This window comes from Xanthobacter pseudotagetidis (assembly GCF_043194795.2).
Taxonomy (GTDB): Bacteria; Pseudomonadota; Alphaproteobacteria; order Rhizobiales; family Xanthobacteraceae; genus Xanthobacter; species Xanthobacter tagetidis_A.
In genome coordinates, this window is the sequence record NZ_CM195534.1 from 1,310,391 (window position 1) to 1,327,333 (window position 16,943).

The window sequence follows — 16,943 nt, forward strand, 5'->3', positions numbered from 1 at the left end:
CTTGAGCGGCGATCCAACTGGAGGATCGCCGCTGCGTCAAGGATGGGGGCGGGCCGTCAGGCGAGCGCGTCCGCGGCTTCGCGCGCGCGGCATTCGATGGCGGTGGCGATGGGGCCGAGATAGGTCAGCACGAAGTGCATCACCTCCTCGTCGTCGGGCCGCGCCGCCAGCGCCTGCCGGCGGAACACCGCCCAGCCGGGCCGGTTGGCGCTCGGGCGCATCTCGTCGAGGATGGTGGAGAACACGATCTCGTCGCCCGGAAACACCGGCGCGATCCAGCGCAGGTCCTTGAAGCCGAAGCCGATGCCGGCCGGCGAGATGGCCTCCGGGGAATCGGGCGGGAAGGCGTCCGCATGGTGCGCGCCGACGAACAGCTTCATCCACACCGCCATGGTGTGCCAGCCGGAGCCGATGAGCTGCCCGTACTGGGACGTGCGCCCCGCCTCCGGGTCGACGTGGAACGGCAGGGGATCGTACTGGCGCGAGAAGCGCAGCAGCTCGGCCTCGGTGAAGACGAAGCGGCCGGTCTCCCGCCGCACGCCCGTGCGCGGCAGGCCGGTCAGCTCGCGCTCCAGGTCGGAGCCGGGCTCAATTGGCGAAGCGGAAGTGCAGCACATCGCCGTCTTGAACCACGTAGTCCTTGCCTTCCAGGCGGAACCGCCCGGCCTCGCGGGCGCCCGCCTCGCCCTTGAACTTCACATAGTCGTCGTAGGCCACCGTCTCGGCGCGGATGAAGCCCTTCTCGAAGTCGGAATGGATCACGCCCGCCGCCTGAGGCGCCTTGGTGCCGCGGGTGATGGTCCAGGCGCGCGCCTCCTTCGGCCCCACGGTGAAGTAGGTGACGAGGCTGAGCAGGTCGTAGCCGGCGCGGATCACGCGGTTGAGGCCAGGCTCCTCGAGGTCGATGGCCTCCAGATAGTCCTTCTGGTCCTCCGGGGGCAGCACCGCGATCTCGCTCTCGATCTTGGCCGACACCACCACCGCCTTCGCACCCTCTTCCTTGGCGCGTGCGAACACCTGGGCGGAGAGCGAATTGCCCTCCTTGGCCGAGGCCTCCTCGACATTGCAGACGTAGAGCACTGGCTTGGCCGTCATCAGGCCGAGCTGGGAGAACAGCTTCTCCTCCTCGGGCTTCACCTCGGCGAGGCGGGCCGGCTTGCCGTCGCGCAGCAGGACGAGGGCGCGGTTCATGAGGTCCAGGGTCTCCTTGGCCTCCTTGTCGGCGCCCTTGGCCTTCTTCTCCAGCGCGGCGGCGCGCTTCTCCAGGCTCTCGAGATCGGCGAGCATGAGCTCGGTCTCGATGGTCTCGATGTCGTCCACGGGCGAGATCTTGCCCTCCACGTGGGTCACGTCGCCGTCCTCGAAGCAGCGCACCACATGGGCGATGGCATCGCACTCGCGGATGTTGGCGAGGAACTGGTTGCCGAGCCCCTCGCCCTTGGAGGCGCCGCGCACGAGGCCGGCAATGTCCACGAAGGTGAGGCGGGTGGGGATGATCTGTCCCGAGCCGGCGATCTGCGCCAGCGTGTCGAGGCGCGGGTCGGGCACCGCCACGTCGCCCACGTTCGGCTCGATGGTGCAGAAGGGGTAGTTCGCCGCCTGGGCGGCGGCGGTCTGGGTGAGCGCGTTGAACAAGGTCGACTTGCCGACGTTCGGCAGGCCGACGATACCGCATTTGAAGCCCATGGATCAGATCTCGAAACGGTCCGGCGCCGCACGTCGCGGGTCGACGATCTCGATCCCGCCCACGTGCTGGCCATGGTGAAGGCCCGTGCTGCAGGACAGCACGCACCCGGAGGCATGCGCCGCTATTAACGCGGAATTCGAGAAAGCAAAGCCCCTTCGCGACCGAAGGGCCAGGAAAGCGTGCCTTTGTGGGCGGCGTGGGGGCGCCGCACCACACCGGCGCCCCGTTCCCGCGTCCGATCCGAAGCTCCAGCCGGGCGGCGCGCCCGCAGCCGCGGTGTCCCGCGCAGTCTTGACTTGCACGCCGCAGGACCATCCCTACCTAATCAGGCAGTCAAGCACCGAATCGCGGGGGGCGAACCCTCGCAGCCGAAGGACGAAATGCCCGAACTGCCCGAGGTGGAAACCGTCCGCCGCGGCCTGCTGCCCGTCCTGCAGGGCGCCGTTGTGGAGAGCGTCGAAGCGCGCCGGGCGGATCTGCGCTGGCCGCTGCCGGACCGTTTCACCGAGCGCCTCGCCGGCCGCCGCATCGAGGCGGTGGGCCGCCGCGCCAAGTACCTGCTGGCGGATCTGTGCGGCGGCGAGGTGCTGATCCTGCATCTCGGCATGTCGGGCTCGATCCGCATCGAGAACGTGCCGCCGCGCGGCCGCATGCCGGCCTTCCACTATCCGCGCGCGCCGGCCGGGCCGCACGACCATGTGGTGCTGCACCTCGCCGGCGGCGCGACCGTCACCTTCAACGATCCGCGCCGCTTCGGCGCCATCCTGATGGTGCCCTACGACCGGCTCGACACCCATCCGCTGCTGCGCGGGCTCGGGCCGGAGCCGCTGGGCAACGGCTTCAACGCCGAATACCTGGCGCGCGCCTGCGCCAGGAAGCGCGCGCCGCTGAAGGCGGCGCTGCTGGACCAGAAGGTGGTCGCCGGCCTCGGCAACATCTATGTGAGCGAGGCGCTGCACCGGGCCGGGCTCTCGCCGCGCCGCGCCGCCCACACCATCGCCACCAAGGAGGGCCTGCCGACGGTGCGGGCGGAGCGTCTCGTCACCGCCATCCGCGACGTGCTGCGCGCGGCGATCCAGGCCGGCGGCTCCTCGCTGCGCGACCATCGGCAGGTGAACGGGGAACTGGGCTATTTCCAGCACGCCTTCCGCGTCTACGACCGGGAAGGCGCGCCGTGCCCCACGCTCCACTGCAAGGGCCACATCGAGCGCATGGTGCAGGGGGCGCGCTCCACCTTCTTCTGCGCCACCTGCCAGCGCTGATCTTGCCAGCGCTGATTCTGCCAGCGCCGAGCGCGCCGGGCGTCAGGCCGCCCGTCGCGGCCCCACCGCGCGCCGCGGGGCGAAGCTGTCGGCGTCGGCGGCGGCCCAGTCGGCGGCGTAGGGCGTCTCGTCCGGGGCATCGATGAGCGCGTCGGCGGCAAGGAAGGTATAGAGCCGGTCGAGCGGCTTCACCTCGATCGGGCTGACCCGGTGCCAGACATGGTGCGGCAGCAGATCGCGCGGATGCTCCAGCCCCGCCGCCGCGATCAGGTCCGCCAGCGCCTCGACCGTGTGGCGGTGGAAGCTCGTCACCCGCTCCGCCTTGTCCTCGACCACGAGGCCGCGCTGGAGGTGCGGGTCGTTGGTGGTGACGCCGGTGGGGCAGGCGCCGGTGTGGCAGCGCATGGACATCACGCAGCCGAGCGAGAACATGAAGGCGCGCGCCGCGTTGCACCAGTCGGCGCCGATGGCCATGTTGGCGGCCATGGAGAAGCCCGAGATCACCTTGCCCGAGGCGGCGAGGCGCACCTCGGGCCGAAGCCCCGTGCCCACCAGCGCGTTGCGCACCAGGATCAGCCCCTCGCGCAGCGGCATGCCCACATGGTCGGCGAGCTCGTGCGGCGCGGCGCCGGTGCCGCCCTCCGAGCCGTCGACGACGATGAAGTCCGGCCGGATGCCGGTCTTCAGCATGGCCTTGGCGAGGGCGAACACCTCGCTCGGATGGCCGACGCACAGCTTCAGCCCCACCGGCTTGCCGCCGGACAGCTCGCGCAGCTGCGCCACGAACTCCATCATCTGGGCCGGGGTGGAGAAGGCCGGATGGCGGGAAGGCGAGATGCAGTCCTCGCCCATGGGCACGCCGCGGGTCTCGGAGATTTCCGGCGTCACCTTGGCGCCCGGCAGCACGCCGCCGTGGCCGGGCTTGGCGCCCTGGGAGAGCTTGATCTCCACCATCTTCACCTGGTCGAGCAGCGCGCGCTCCTGGAACCGCTCGGGCGAGAACGAGCCGTCGCGGTTGCGGCAGCCGAAATAGCCCGAGCCCAGCTCCCAGACGATGTCGCCGCCGTGCTTGCGGTGGTAGGGGGAGAGGCCGCCCTCGCCGGTGTCGTGGTAGAAGCCGCCGGCCTTCGCGCCCATGTTCAGCGCCTCGATGGCATGGCTGCCGAGCGAGCCGAAGCTCATGGCGGAGATGTTGAACACCGAGGCGGAATAGGGCTTGGCGCAGGCCGGCCCGCCCACGTTCACGCGGAACGGCTCCTCGCTCACCGGGGTGGGGGCCAGCGAGTGGGTCATCCACTCGTATTCGGCGGCGTAGGTGTCGAGCTCGGTGCCGAAGGGCTGGCGATCCTCCTCGTTCTTGGCCCGCGCGTAGACCAGCGAGCGGTCGTCGCGGTTGTAGGGCTTCTCGGAGAGGTCGTCCTCCATCAGGTACTGGCGCAGATAGGGCCGCACCGCCTCGAAGATCCAGCGCACCGAGCCGATGAGGGGATAGTTGCGCAGCAGCGAGTGGTTGGGCTGGGTGATGTCGAACACCCCCACCATGGCGAGGGTGAAGAACACGCAGAAGGCGAACAGGAAGACGTGGTGGGTGACGAAGGACAGGATGAGGCTGAGAAGCGCGCCGAGCACCACGAAGATGAAGGCGCCGTAGCGTCGCAGCAGGGCCTTGGTGCTCGCGTCCATCCACTCGGCCATGAAAATCCTCCCGATTTTGCGGCCAAGCTATACGAGGCGCGGGCGAATGGCACGCTGCCCTGCGGCAAGCCGGCCGGGCCGCCCTGCGCGGCGCGGCCGCATGCCCTCTCCCCGGCGGGGAGAGGGCAGGGTCAGGGGCGCGCGGTGCCGGGCTCGGGCGCCGATCCCTTCATGCCTCACGGTGTGGCCCCTCACCCCATCCCTCTCCCCCGCGGGGGAGAGGGAGTCCCGCCGGCTCCCGGTCTTCGGCCGAGGCCGCCCGACCGCCGGCCGGGCCACCCTGCACGGCGCGCCGCACACCCTCTCCCCGGCGGGGAGAGGGCAGGGTGAGGGGATGCGGTGCCGGGCTCGGGCGCCGGTCCTTCATGCCTCACGGTGCCGCGCCTCACCCCATCCCTCTCCCCCGCGGGGAGAGGGAGCCCGGCCGGCGCCCGGTCTCCGGCCGGGGGCGGCCGCCCGCCGGCGGCGGGGGTGGCGTCGCGGTGGGCTCGCGCCATATAAGGAACGGGGCGCACCCCGTGCCCTTTCCTCGTCTCGCGTGCCGGCCTGCTCATGGTTTCCCTCGCTCACCGCCCCTTCGTGAAGATGAACGGTCTCGGCAACGAGATCCTGGTGCTGGATCTGCGCGCCGATCCGGTCGCGGTGGCGCCCGAGGCGGCGCGGGCGCTGGCGCGGCGCGAGGCGCTGCCGTTCGACCAGGCGATGGTGCTCTATCCGCCGCGCCGGCCGGACACCGCCGCCTTCGTGCGCATCCTCAATTCCGACGGCTCGTACTCTTCCGCCTGCGGGAACGGCACGCGCTGCATCGCCGTCCTGGAGGCCGCGGCCACCGGCTCCAGCCATGTGCGGTTCGAGAGCGAGGCGGGCCTGCTCGACTGCCGCGTCCATGCGGACGGCACGGTGACGGTGGACATGGGTGCGCCGCGCTTCTCCTGGCGCGACATCCCGCTGGCGCGCGACGTGGGCGATACCGCCGCCGTGCTGGTGGAAGGCTTCGAGCAGCTCGGCCCCGCCAGCCTCGTCAGCATGGGCAATCCCCATGCCGTCTTCTTCGTCCCCGCCGCCGATGCGGTGGACGTGGAGGGCCTCGGCGCGGCGCTGGAGCGCCATCCTTTGTTTCCCGAGCGGGCCAACATCTCGTTCGCCTCCCTCACCGGGCCGGACGCGGTCCTGCTCCATGTGTGGGAGCGCGGCGCCGGGCGCACCCGCGCCTGCGGCACCGCCGGCTGCGCCACCGCGGTCGCCGCCGCCCGCACCGGCCGAACCGGGCGGACGGTGAGCGTGCGCCTTCCCGGCGGCCTTCTGGGCATCGCGTGGCTGCCGGGCGAAGACAGCCACGTGCTCATGACCGGGCCGGTGGAACGCGAGTTCTCGGGCCTCCTCACCCCCGCCATGCTGGGCGAGGCGGCCTGAGATGGCCGCCCCCGAGGTCCTGAGCTTCGGCTGCCGCCTCAACGCGCTCGAAGGCGACGCGGTGCGCGCCATGGCCGGCGAGGCGGGCCTGAAGCGCACCCTCGTCGTCAACACCTGCGCGGTGACCGCCGAGGCGGTGCGCCAGGCGCGCCAGGCGATCCGCCGCGCCAAGCGCGCCGATCCGGACCTCCGCGTCATCGTCACCGGATGCGCCGCGCAGACCGATCCGCAGGCGTTCGCCCGCATGGCCGAGGTCGCCGCCGTGATCGGCAATGGCGAGAAGGTGCGGCGCCAGGCCTGGGAGACGCTGGCGCTGGCGCCCGATTTCGGCCTCGCCGGCGAGGCCGAGGTGCGCGTCGGCGACATCATGGCGGTGCGCGAGACCAGTCCCCACCTCGCCGACCGGTTCGAGGCCCACACCCGCGCCTTCGTCGAGGTGCAGAACGGCTGCGACCACCGCTGCACCTTCTGCATCATCCCCTATGGCCGGGGGAATTCCCGCAGCGTCCCCATGGGCGCGGTGGTGGCGCAGGTGCGCCGGCTGGTGGAAGCGGGCCATGCGGAGGTGGTGCTGACCGGCGTCGACCTCACCTCCTACGGCGCCGACCTGCCCGGCGCGCCGACGCTCGGCCGGCTGGTGCGGACGATCCTGCGCCATGTGCCGGAGCTCAGGCGCCTGCGCCTGTCCTCCATCGACGCGGTGGAGGCGGACGACGAGCTGAAGGCGGCGCTGGCCGAGGAGGCGCGCCTCATGCCGCATCTCCACCTCTCGCTCCAGGCGGGCGACGATTTGGTGCTGAAGCGCATGAAGCGCCGCCACTCGCGCGCCGATGCGCTGGCCTTCGTCGCCGAGCTGCGGCGCCTACGCCCCGACATGGTGCTGGGCGCCGACCTCATCGCCGGCTTTCCCACCGAGACCGAGGCCCAGTTCCGCGCCACCCTCTCGCTGGCGGACGAGGCGGGGCTCGCATTTCTCCACGCCTTCCCGTTCTCGCCCCGTCCCGGCACGCCGGCCGCGCGCATGCCGCAGGTGGACCCGGCCGAGGTCGGCGAGCGCGCCCGGCGGCTGCGCGCCAAGGGCGCCGACCTGCTGCGCCGTCATTTGTCCGCCGAGGTGGGCGCGCGCCGCACGGTGCTGGTGGAGGCGGGCGGGCGCGGCCATACGGAGCATTTCACGCCGGTGCGCCTGGCGCGGGAGCTGCCGCGCGGCAGCCTCCACGCGCTGCGCGTCGCCGGCCACGACGGCGCGCGCCTGATCGCCGCCTGAGCCATTCGAGGAACACCGATGAGCGGAGAGGAAAAGACCGGCGGCTTCTGGAGCCGCCTCGCCAAGGGGCTGACCCGCACCGCCTCGTCCCTGAGCCAGGGCATCGGCGACCTCGTCACCAAGCGCAAGCTCGACGCCGCGACGCTGGAGGACCTGGAGGACATCCTGATCCGCGCCGACCTCGGCACCTCCACCGCCGCGCGCATCGTCGAGACCGTGGGCGCGGGGCGACACGACAAGGAGATTTCGGCCGAGGAGGTGAAGGGCCTGATCGCCCGCGAGGTGGAGGCGATCCTCACCCCGGTGGCCAGGCCCCTGGTGGTGGACGCCGCCCACAAGCCCTTCATCGTGCTGATGGTGGGCGTCAACGGCTCGGGCAAGACCACCACCATCGGCAAGCTCGCCTCCCAGTGGCGCGCCGAGGGCAAGTCCGTGCTTCTGGCGGCCGGCGACACCTTCCGTGCCGCCGCCATCGAGCAACTGAAGGTCTGGGGCGCGCGCACCGGCGCGCAGGTGATCGCCCGCGAGCCGGGGGCGGACGCCGCCGGCGTCGCCCACGACGCCATCACCACCGCCCGCGAGAGCGGCGCCGACGTGCTGCTGATCGACACCGCCGGCCGGCTCCAGAACCGCGCCGAGCTGATGGCGGAGCTGGAGAAGGTGGTGCGCGTCATCAAGAAGCTGGAGCCCTCGGCGCCGCACGCGGTGCTGCTGGTGCTCGATGCCACCGTGGGCCAGAACGCGCTCTCCCAGGTGGAGGCGTTCGCGCGCGTGGCGGGCGTCACCGGCCTCGTCATGACCAAGCTCGACGGCACCGCGCGCGGCGGCATCCTGGTGGCGATCGCGGCCAAGCACGGGTTGCCGGTCCACCTGATCGGGGTGGGGGAGGGGGCCGACGACCTCCAGCCCTTCGCCGCCCGTGACTTCGCCCGCGCCATCGCCGGGCTGGATTGAGGGCCGGTGGCGGCCGGGATGGACTTGCGGCGGCCGGCGGATCGGCCCGGCGTGGATGGCCGGGACACGCCCGGCCACGACGGGGCCGAAGGAGACCGAGCCGTCGCCGGGCTGGATTGACCTCAGCGCGCGGGCCGGGCGAACAGGTCCACATGCCCGATGCGGCAGGAGGCGGCCTGCCGGCGCGCCGCTTCCCACGCGGCGAGATCGTCCGGCGCCACGCCGCCCTGTTCGCGCGCCGCCCCCGCCGTGCCTGCCGCCAAGGCGGCGATGAGCGCGCGGTCGTCCGGGCCGAGGCGCCAGGGGCTGTCGTCGATCATCACCGCATGGCCGGCGTCTGTGAGCGCGCCGGCCAGCGCCGCGCCAGCCAGCGATCCGGCGGCGGGGCCAAAGCCCTTGTCGCGCGCCTGGTGGGCCTGGAAGGCGGCATGCACCGCCGCGTCGGCGGGGTGAGGCGGGAGCCACGCGTCCGCCCCGTCGCAGGTCAGCGCCGCATGCACCATGACGCCCGCGCCCGCCATGGCGGCGGCGAAGGCGCGGCACCACCCGGCCGAGGCGAGGTCGAAGAAGGCCGAGGCGGTGACGAGGTCGGGCGCGAACGCCAGCGCCGCCGCGGGGTCGGCGGCAAGGTCGGCGGCGGCGAAGGAAACGCGGATCGCGCGCCCGCCCCAGTCGAGCAGCAGGTCCGGCCCGTCCGCCTGCGCCGCGTTCGCCTGGGCGCAGAGCTCGCGGCGCGCGGCGGCGGCGAGCGCGGGGTCGTGGTCCATCAGCACCCAGTGCTGACGGGGGCCGAGGCGCGGGGCGAGGGCGCGCAGGCTGGCGCCGGTGCCGGCGCCGAGATCGCAGATGCGCGGCGCGTCGAGATGCGCCAGCGCCGCCGCCACGGCGCTGTCTATGGTCGGGCTGCGGGCGCGCCGGTCGGCGCTCTCGCGCAAGGCAAGCCAGTCCGGCGAGAACCCGCTCATGCTTCCTCTCCCGCGACCCGCCGCAGCGCCACGGCGATGGCGCGCGCGCCGTCGGTCCAGCCGGGCAGCGCCGCGCCGGCCGCGAAGGCGGCGTCCGCGAGGCGCCGCCGCAGGGCGCGGTCCGCGATCACCGCGCGCAGCGCCTCGGCCAGGGCTGCGGCATCGCCCGGCGGCACCTTGAGGCCGGCGCCGTCTGGCACCGTCTCCGCCGCCGCGCCGCCGGTGGTGCAGACCACCGGCAGGCCGCGCTTCAGCGCCTCCGCCAGCACCATGCCGTAGCCCTCGAACAGCGAGGGATGAACGAAGATGTCGGCCTCCTGGTAGAGCCGGTCGAGCTGCGCCTCCGGCAGCGCGCCGAGGAGGCGCACGCGCCCCGCGGGCAGGCGCTCGGCTCGCGCGCGGATGTCTTCCGCTGCGGCGGGGTCGAGGGTGAGCGAGCCGGCGACGGTCAGGGAGAAGGCGAGATCGCCGAGCCGCTCCAGCGCGTCCAGCAGCACCCGGTAGCCCTTGCGGGGGATCAGGGAGCCGATGGCGAGCAGGCGCGGCGGATCGCCGGTCCCCGGCGCGCGGGGGGCGTCCTGCGTTCCCGGCACGGCGAGGGTGATGGTGGCGGCGGGCACGCCGAAATCGGCCGCGAGCGTGCGCGCGGTGGCGGGCGCCGTCACCACCACTGCGCGGCACCGGGCCAGCGCCGCGCGCTCGCTTGCTTCGAGGCGCGCGCGGGCCGGCGCGTCGAGCCCGCTCTCCAGCGCCAGCGGATGGTGCACGAGGCCGACGATGGGCCGTTCCAGCGCCGCGAGGCCCGCGGCCGGCAGCACGCCGAGCGCGAGGCCGTCCACCAGCAGTACCGTGCCGGGCGTCGTCGCCTGGAGGCGGGCGAGCGCCGTCTCAACCGCATCGGGTGTCGGAAAGGGGAAGCCCGCGCCCAGCGGCAGGGGCGAGATGTCGAGGCCGAGCGCCCGCATCTCCGACAGCATGCGCCGGTCATAGGCATAGCCGCCGGTGGGCGTGTCGAGGTCGCCGGGAAAGGCGAGGACGGCGCGCAGGCTCACGAAAGCACGGCCTCGTAGGCGGCGCGCGCCACGTGGGATTCGTGCAGCGTCACCTTGATGCGGGCGATGCCGTCGCCGCCCGCGCCCAGCGCGCCGGAGCGCGCGGCCTCGGCCATGCGGTCGAAGACGTGGCGGCAGAGCACCTCGGTGGTGGTGTTGCGGCCGGCGAAGTCGGGCACCTCGTCGAGGTTCTGGTAGTTGAGCGGGCCGAGGATGGCCTTCAGCGCCTCGTGGGCGCGGCCGATGTCGACCACCACGCCCTCGGGGGTGAGGTCCGGCCGGAAGAAGGCGACGTCCACCACGAAGGTGGCGCCGTGCAGCTTCTGCGCGGGGCCGAAAAGGTCGCCCTTGAAGCTGTGGGCGATCATGATGTGGTCCCGCACCTCGACCGAATACATCCGGCACGTCTCCTTCGGCTGTCAGTAGCGGATCACCGTGGCGATGCCCGGAGTGCCCGCGCCGAGAATACGGCCGAGGCGGGCGGGAAGATCATCGAACGCCACCTCGTCGGTGATGAGCGCATCGAGGCGATCGTCCGCCAGCAGCGCCAGCGCCATGGCGCGGCGGCGCGCGAAGTCCCAGCGCGGGCGCCGCGCGGCGGGCAGCGATCCCACCTGCGAGGAGAGGAGGGCGATGCGCCGGGAATGGAAGGCGCCGCCGAGGCCCGCGCTCACCTTCCGGTCGCCGTACCAGCTCATCTCGACGAGGCGAGCCTCCTGGCCGCAGCAGCCGATGGCGGCCTCGAGCCCGGCGGCGGTGGCGGAGGTGTGGAACACCACGTCCGCATCGGCGCGCCCGTCCGGCTCCGCCTGCCAGCGCGCGCCGAGGGCGGCGGCGATGCCGGCGCGGGACGGATCGGGGTCGATGGCGCTCACCTGCGTCCCCGGCAGGCGCGCGGCGAGGAACGCCACCAGCAGCCCCACCAGCCCCGCCCCCACCACGACGATGCGGTCGCCCGCGCTCGCGCCGCTGTCCCAGAGCGCGTTGAGGGCGGTCTCCATGTTGGCGGCGAGGGTCGCCCGGCGGATGGGCACGGCTTCCGGCACCGGCGTCGCCTGGGCCGCCGGAACGCGGAAGCGGTCCTGGTGCGGATGGAGGACGAACACGTCGCGGCCGACCAGGCCGGGCGGACCCTGCTCCACCCGGCCGACGGCGCAATAGCCGTACTTCACGGGGAAGGGGAAGTCGCCCTCCTGGAACGGCGCGCGCATGGCGGCGCGGTGCGCGTCATCGTTCAGGCCGGCGAAGACGAGGCGCTCGGTGCCGCGGCTGACGGCGCTCCAGCGCGTGACGACGACGAGGTCGCCCGGCCCAAGCGGGGGAAGCGGCGCGGCGCGGATTTCCGCCGCGCCCGGCGCCACGTACCACAGGGCCCGCGTCTGTCCCTCATTGCGGCATTCTGCCGCAGCGTCCGCCGTCATGCCGCCGTCCCCGTACTGCTGGAGTGCGCTGCAACGTTGCCACGGGCGGTTCGGGTCCCGGGCGCACGGGAGCATCCCATGTCGTTTCGCCCCGATCTGCAATCGCCGATCTCGTTTCCTGCGGCGCCGGCCGCTCCGGCGGCCCGGGCGGTGACCCTCGCCTGGCGCCGCCGCTTCATGCTCGCCGCCAACGGGGCCACGCTCGCCGCCGTCGTCGCGGCCACGGCGTATGTGCTGACGCGGGACGGGTTCACGCTCATCGACGGCCTTGTCCTTCTCTGCGCCCTCGCCATAACGCCGTGGCACGCGCTCGGGTTCTGGAATGCGGCGGTCGGCCTCGCGCTGCGGCTGCGCGGGGACGACGGCCTAGCCGCGGCCGCGCCCTTCCTCGATATGCCGGCGCCGGCCCATGCGGGCACGCGCGTCGCCATCCTCATGACGCTGCGCAACGAGGACCCGGCCCGCGCCATCGCCCGGCTCAAGGCGGTGAAGGCGGACCTCGACGCCGCCGCGCTGGCGCCGATCTTCGACTACCACCTCCTCTCCGACACGTCGCTGGCGGACGTGGCGGCCGCCGAGGAGGCGCTCGTGGGCGCCTGGCGGGCGCAAGGGGGCGGCGCCCACGTCTTCTACCGGCGCCGGGCCTCCAACACCGGCTTCAAGGCCGGCAACATCCGCGATTTCCTCGACACCCAGGGCGCTGCCTACGAGTTCATGCTGCCGCTCGACGCCGACAGCCTCATGGGCGCCGGGACCGTCCTGAAGATGCTCGGGATCATGCAGGCGCACCCGCGCACGGGCATCCTCCAGAGCCTCGCGGTGGGGCTGCCGGCGACCAGCGGCTTCGCCCGCCTGTTCCAGTTCGGCATGCGCGCCGGCATGCGCTGCTACACGCTCGGCGCCACCTGGTGGGCGGGCGACTGCGGCCCCTATTGGGGGCACAACGCGCTAATCCGCGTCGCTCCGTTCCGCGCCGCCTGCCACCTGCCGGAGCTGCCCGGCGCGCCGCCCTTCGGCGGGCCGATCCTCTCCCACGACCAGGTCGAGGCGGTGCTGATGCGCCGCGCCGGCTTCGAGGTGCGGGTGCTGCCGGTGGAGAGCGAGAGCTATGAGGACAACCCGCCGGCGGCCACCGACTTCATCACCCGCGACCTGCGCTGGTGCCTCGGCAATCTCCAATATGCGAGGCTGCTCGGCCTGCCGGGCCTCCACCCCATGAGCCGGTTCCAGCTTCTGTGGGCGATCCTGATGTTCGCCACCGTGCCGGCCCTGCCGCTGGCGCTGGTGCTGGCACCGTTCGCGGCGGCCGAGGCGTCCGCGGGCGAGGACTTTCCGGCAGCGCTGGCGGCGGCCGTCTACGGCGTGCTGCTGGTGATGTCGATCGCGCCCAAGCTCGCGGGCTGGATCGACGTGGCGCTGACCCCCGGCGGCGCGGCCCGCTATGGCGGGGCGGCGCGGTTCGCCCTCTCGGCGGCGATGGAGCTCGTCTTCTCCTTCCTGCTCGCCGCGCTCACCTCCCTGGCGGTGACGATGCTGCTCGTGCGGCTGGCGCTGGGGCGGGTCGCGGTGCGCTGGAGCGGGCAGGCACGCGACGGCCATGCGGTGCCGCTGCGGCTCGCGGTGCAGCGGTTCTGGGGCGCGACCCTGTTCGGGCTCGGCATAAGCGGGGCGGTGGCGGCGGTCGCGCCCGGGCTGCTGATCTGGCTGGCGCCGGTGCTCGCCGGCCACCTGCTCGCCATTCCCTTCGTGATCGCGACCGCGGACCCGCGCTTCGGCGCCTGGCTCGCCGCGCGCGGCCTCGCGGCGACGCCAGAGGAGCGCGATCCGCCCGCGGTTCTGCTGCGCCTGCGCGGCGCGGCGCCCGGTCCCCTGGACGCGGCGGCCTGAGCGCCGTCAGAGCACGCGCCGATCAGCCTGCGTTGCAAGCTGATCGGCTACCGCCCTAGCTCTCGCGCTGGAACTGGAGCAGGTCGAGCGAGGGGGCCGCCGCGCGCCCGCCCAGCTGGGTGAGCAGCGCGTGCGCCTGTCCGCGGTGGTGGGTCTGGTGGTTGAAGACGTGGTCGAGGGCGCTCGCGAGCGTCTGGGAGAACACCCGCCCCGAGCTGTTGGCATAAGAGAGGGGGCCGTCGAGACGCTCCGGCGTCAGCGCCGCGGCGAGCCGCACGATGCGCGCGTCCTCGGCCGCGCGCAGCGTCCGCAGCGCGGCAAGGTCGGTCTCCAGCATCGCGTCGAGCGCCGGCTGCGGCGCATCGATGCCCTCGAAGCGGGCGAGCCAGATGCGGTCCGCCACCACGAGATGGTTCAGGGTGCCGATCAGCGAGCCGAAGAACGCCCCCATGGGCCGCGCGCACGCCTCCGGCCCAAGGGCTGCCGCCGCGTCGTAGAGGCGGGCATTGGCCCAGGCGTTGTAGGCGGCAAGGCTCTGGTAGTCGCGCATGGGACGCCTCCGCGCGGGCTGGAGCACGCGTCGATAACGCGTTCTCTATCATCAGGTTAGAGGGCGGTTTACCGATCAGGTTGGTTCACTTTGATCGGATCGCGCCCTGGAGAAAAGAAGGCGCGCCGGATGGCTCCGGCGCGCCCTTGCATGACCTGCGTGCGGGCTTGCCTCAGCGCCGGCCGCCGAAGCCGCCGCCGCCGAAGCGTCCGCCGCCACCGCCCCAGCCGCCGAAGCCGCGGTCGAAGCCGCCGGAGCCGAAGCGGTCGTCGCCGCCCCAGCCACCGCCGCCGCCGAAGCGATCGCCGCCGCCCCAGCCACCGCCATAGCTGTCGACCCGCTGTTGGCCCCAGGAACGGGCACGGTCCTCATTGTCGAGGCCCGAGCTGTCGAAGTCGCGGCCCATGTTCTGCCAGCCGGAGGAGGTGGCGCGGCTCCAGCCGCTGTCCGAATGCTGGTAGACGTTGCCGTTGTGGTCGGCGACCACCTTGCCGTTGTCCCAGGCCACCGCGTTGCCGGTCTTCACGTTGCCGGCGACGCCACGGCTGTCGACATTGACGTTGCCGTGGTTGTCGGTGACGCCGGTCTGCGAGGCGTGGAACGTGCCCGAGGCGGGATTGGCGCCGGTGGATTCGCGGCCCGCCGCCGCGGTGCCGCGATAGACGTTGCCGTCCGCCGCCGCCGCCGACTGGCCGCGCGCGCCGGTGGCGGGGTTGTAGCGCGCATTCTCCCGGTTGGCCGCCCAGTTGCCCGAATAGGGGTTGAAGGCGGCGGCCGAGCGGCCGGTGAAGGCGGTGCCGTTGGCGGTGTGGCCGGCCCAGTCGCGGCCCGACCATTCGGTGCCGTTCCAGGTGGTGCCCCAGGCGTGGTTCACCGTGGCGGCGCCGCCCCAGCGGCCATAGAGGTTCGCCTGGTTGACGTTGGTGTAGCCCCAGTGGCCGCCCCACGGGCCGTAGGGCCCATAAGGTCCGTAGGGGCCGTAGTGCCAGTAGGGGCCCCAATAGGGGCCGACCGCCGCGCCCCAGCCCCAGCCGGCGGCGAAGCCGAAGGCGAAGCCGTCCACCGCGCCGAGGGCGAAGCCGGCGCCGAGACCGTAGGTGACGGGGCAGGCGATCCAGTAGGTGCCCACATAGCCCGGGCAATTGTAGCCGGTGCCGTAGACCACCGTGCCGCCCGGGGCGACGACGACGCCCATGTAGCCGGGCGTGTAGCCCACCACCACGGCGTCGGGGGTGACGGCATAGACCCGCACATAGGTCACGTAGTGCATCGGCGAGGACACCGGGATGGTGTAGATCGCGTCCGGCACCACGGTCGCCACCTTCCACGGGCCGATGGCCGAGGCGGAGACGAACCAGGTGCCGTTGTGCACCGCGTAGTAGCGCTGGGAATCCAGCTGGATCACCGGTGTCGGGGCGTTCTGCGCGTAGGACAGGCTGGTGCCCGGGATCGCCTCGAACACCGGCGGGCCGCCGTCATAGCTCACCGTGATGGTGACGTCCCGCTTCACGGTCGCGGTCTGCGGGATGGTGGCGGCGATCGCCGCCTCCTTGGCCTGCGGGGTGCCGGCCACCGAGACCAGCACATTGGCCTTGGGATCGTTGGGGTTGATCTTGGCGAAGTCCGCCGGCAGCGCGTTCGCGGCGACGAACGTCCACGGGCCGTTCAGGCTCGTCGACTTGAACCAGCGGCCCGAGATCAGGACGTAATAGGAATTGGAGCTGGTCTCCATGAACACCGCATGGTCGGCATTGTTCATGGCGAGCAGGTTCGGCGCGCCGGTCACCGGCAGCATCTGCGCCTGGCCGTCCGACTGGATCAGCTCGGTGGGAACGGTGGAGACCAGGATCGCCGGAGGCGGCGTGATCGGCTTGCCCTCCTGCGAGAGAAGCGGGTCCGCGGCCTGCTGCTTGTTGGCGATCTCGCCGGCGGCGGTCAGCACGTCCGAAACCTTCGGCGTCACCACCCACGGCCCGTTGATGCCGGTCGCCTCGTACCAGGTGCCGGCGGCCTGGAGATGATAGGTGCCGGCCTCGTCGAGCAGCAGTAGCGGCCGGGTGTTCACCACCCGCTGGAAGCCCACCACGCCTTGGATCGGCTTCAGGACCGGATTGCCGGCCACCGGCACCAGCACGGTGGCGGTGGTGGCGAAGACGATCTTCGGCGGCGTGTTGTCCACCGGCTGGCTCTTCAGCGACGCCAGCTCCTTGTTGACCGCGTAGCTCGCCTGGAGCTGGTCCAGCGGCACGACGATGCCGCTCTCCGGCAGGCGCGACTGGAGCGCGCTGCGAATCACCGGGGCCTTGTCCGGCGCGGTCGGCACCTCGACGCCGGTGATGGAGAAGGAGGCGACGTGAACCACCCCCGCCGGCTTGTCCACCGCCACCCGGCTGGTGAAGCGCAGCATGCCGTAGGTGGGGGCGCCGTTCTTGGGGCCGATGGCGACCGCGGCGCGCCCGCTCATCACGTCGCCCTGCCAGTCGTCCACCTGCGGCTGGTAGAGCTGGAGCACGGTGTCGCCCGAGAGGTCGAAGGAGCGCGGCCAGGCGGGCGGCCCTGCGAAGATGTCCTGCCCCTGCTGGGCCTGCGCCTGTCCCTGTGTCTGCTGGGCCATCGCCGCGGGCGCCTGCAGCGCCATCGCCAGGGCGACCACCGTTGCCGTGCTCAAAGCCGTGAGCCGAACCATGGTGTTCCTCCAAAATCCGCGCGTGGCGGACCGGCGGGAGACCTACCATGTTCCGCATCGGGCGTCAGCATGCGGCGCCGCCGCGCAATCGCGATCGCGGCGGC

General features: G+C 72.8%; 14 protein-coding genes. 5 read left to right on the plus strand and 9 right to left on the minus strand.

Features of this window, described 5'->3' with window-relative positions:
• Positions 1 to 56: 56 nt before the first annotated feature.
• Both V5F67_RS06065 and ychF read right to left on the minus strand, forming a co-directional pair.
• On the minus strand, positions 57 to 617 hold the full coding sequence (locus V5F67_RS06065; protein ID WP_394021966.1) for a MaoC/PaaZ C-terminal domain-containing protein: 561 nt from the start codon (positions 615 to 617) through the stop codon (positions 57 to 59).
• Complete coding sequence (gene ychF, locus V5F67_RS06070) at positions 589 to 1,686, minus strand: redox-regulated ATPase YchF (RefSeq protein ID WP_394021965.1); 1,098 nt, start codon at positions 1,684 to 1,686, stop codon at positions 589 to 591. The genes V5F67_RS06065 and ychF overlap by 29 nt, the downstream gene beginning before the upstream one ends.
• Positions 1,687 to 2,067: 381 nt before the next feature.
• On the opposite strand from ychF, the gene mutM reads away from it, so the two are divergent.
• Positions 2,068 to 2,949, plus strand: a complete 882-nt coding sequence (mutM, locus tag V5F67_RS06075; RefSeq protein WP_394021964.1) for a bifunctional DNA-formamidopyrimidine glycosylase/DNA-(apurinic or apyrimidinic site) lyase — start codon at positions 2,068 to 2,070, stop codon at positions 2,947 to 2,949.
• A gap of 42 nt (positions 2,950 to 2,991) precedes the next feature.
• Here the strand turns inward: mutM and V5F67_RS06080 are convergent, their stop codons facing one another.
• Positions 2,992 to 4,644, minus strand: a complete 1,653-nt coding sequence (locus tag V5F67_RS06080) for an FMN-binding glutamate synthase family protein (protein ID WP_394021963.1) — start codon at positions 4,642 to 4,644, stop codon at positions 2,992 to 2,994.
• Between the two features lie 552 nt (positions 4,645 to 5,196).
• On the opposite strand from V5F67_RS06080, the gene dapF reads away from it, so the two are divergent.
• From dapF to ftsY, 3 genes are read left to right on the plus strand one after another with little or no spacing between them, the layout of a single operon-like run.
• On the plus strand, positions 5,197 to 6,057 hold the full coding sequence (gene dapF / locus V5F67_RS06085) for a diaminopimelate epimerase (protein ID WP_394021962.1): 861 nt from the start codon (positions 5,197 to 5,199) through the stop codon (positions 6,055 to 6,057).
• Between the two features lies 1 nt (position 6,058).
• Positions 6,059 to 7,324 carry a tRNA (N(6)-L-threonylcarbamoyladenosine(37)-C(2))-methylthiotransferase MtaB gene (gene mtaB, locus V5F67_RS06090; protein ID WP_394021961.1) on the plus strand — a complete coding sequence of 422 codons (1,266 nt, stop codon included), beginning with the start codon at positions 6,059 to 6,061 and terminating at the stop codon, positions 7,322 to 7,324.
• An 18-nt stretch (positions 7,325 to 7,342) separates the two neighbouring features.
• Positions 7,343 to 8,278, plus strand: a complete 936-nt coding sequence (gene ftsY, locus V5F67_RS06095) for a signal recognition particle-docking protein FtsY (RefSeq protein ID WP_394021960.1) — start codon at positions 7,343 to 7,345, stop codon at positions 8,276 to 8,278.
• 122 nt (positions 8,279 to 8,400) lie between these two features.
• Here ftsY and V5F67_RS06100 read toward each other — a convergent pair whose 3' ends face one another.
• Genes V5F67_RS06100 through V5F67_RS06115 form a run of 4 tightly spaced genes read right to left on the minus strand, consistent with a single transcriptional unit; the run spans position 8,401 to position 11,716 of the window.
• Positions 8,401 to 9,243, minus strand: a complete 843-nt coding sequence (locus V5F67_RS06100; RefSeq protein WP_394021959.1) for an SAM-dependent methyltransferase — start codon at positions 9,241 to 9,243, stop codon at positions 8,401 to 8,403.
• Positions 9,240 to 10,295, minus strand: coding sequence for a glycosyltransferase family 4 protein (locus tag V5F67_RS06105; RefSeq protein WP_394021958.1), 1,056 nt, complete (start codon positions 10,293 to 10,295; stop codon positions 9,240 to 9,242). The genes V5F67_RS06100 and V5F67_RS06105 overlap by 4 nt, the downstream gene beginning before the upstream one ends.
• Positions 10,292 to 10,693: a 6-pyruvoyl trahydropterin synthase family protein gene (locus V5F67_RS06110; RefSeq protein ID WP_394021957.1), complete on the minus strand. Its 402-nt coding sequence runs from the start codon at positions 10,691 to 10,693 to the stop codon at positions 10,292 to 10,294. The genes V5F67_RS06105 and V5F67_RS06110 overlap by 4 nt, the downstream gene beginning before the upstream one ends.
• A gap of 21 nt (positions 10,694 to 10,714) precedes the next feature.
• Positions 10,715 to 11,716 (minus strand): zinc-dependent alcohol dehydrogenase, encoded by a 1,002-nt coding sequence (locus V5F67_RS06115; RefSeq protein WP_394021956.1) that lies wholly within the window; start codon positions 11,714 to 11,716, stop codon positions 10,715 to 10,717.
• Positions 11,717 to 11,794: 78 nt separating this feature from the next.
• Here V5F67_RS06115 and mdoH point away from each other — a divergent pair, with 78 nt between their 5' ends.
• Positions 11,795 to 13,603 (plus strand): glucans biosynthesis glucosyltransferase MdoH, encoded by a 1,809-nt coding sequence (gene mdoH / locus V5F67_RS06120; protein ID WP_394021955.1) that lies wholly within the window; start codon positions 11,795 to 11,797, stop codon positions 13,601 to 13,603.
• A 55-nt stretch (positions 13,604 to 13,658) separates the two neighbouring features.
• On the opposite strand, the gene V5F67_RS06125 is transcribed toward mdoH, so the two are convergent.
• Together V5F67_RS06125 and V5F67_RS06130 are read right to left on the minus strand one after the other, a co-directional pair.
• A complete protein-coding gene (locus tag V5F67_RS06125; RefSeq protein ID WP_394021954.1) occupies positions 13,659 to 14,153 on the minus strand; it encodes a DinB family protein in 495 nt (164 codons plus the stop codon).
• A gap of 172 nt (positions 14,154 to 14,325) precedes the next feature.
• Positions 14,326 to 16,839, minus strand: a complete 2,514-nt coding sequence (locus V5F67_RS06130; protein WP_394021953.1) for a carbohydrate-binding family V/XII — start codon at positions 16,837 to 16,839, stop codon at positions 14,326 to 14,328.
• Positions 16,840 to 16,943 lie beyond the last annotated feature (104 nt).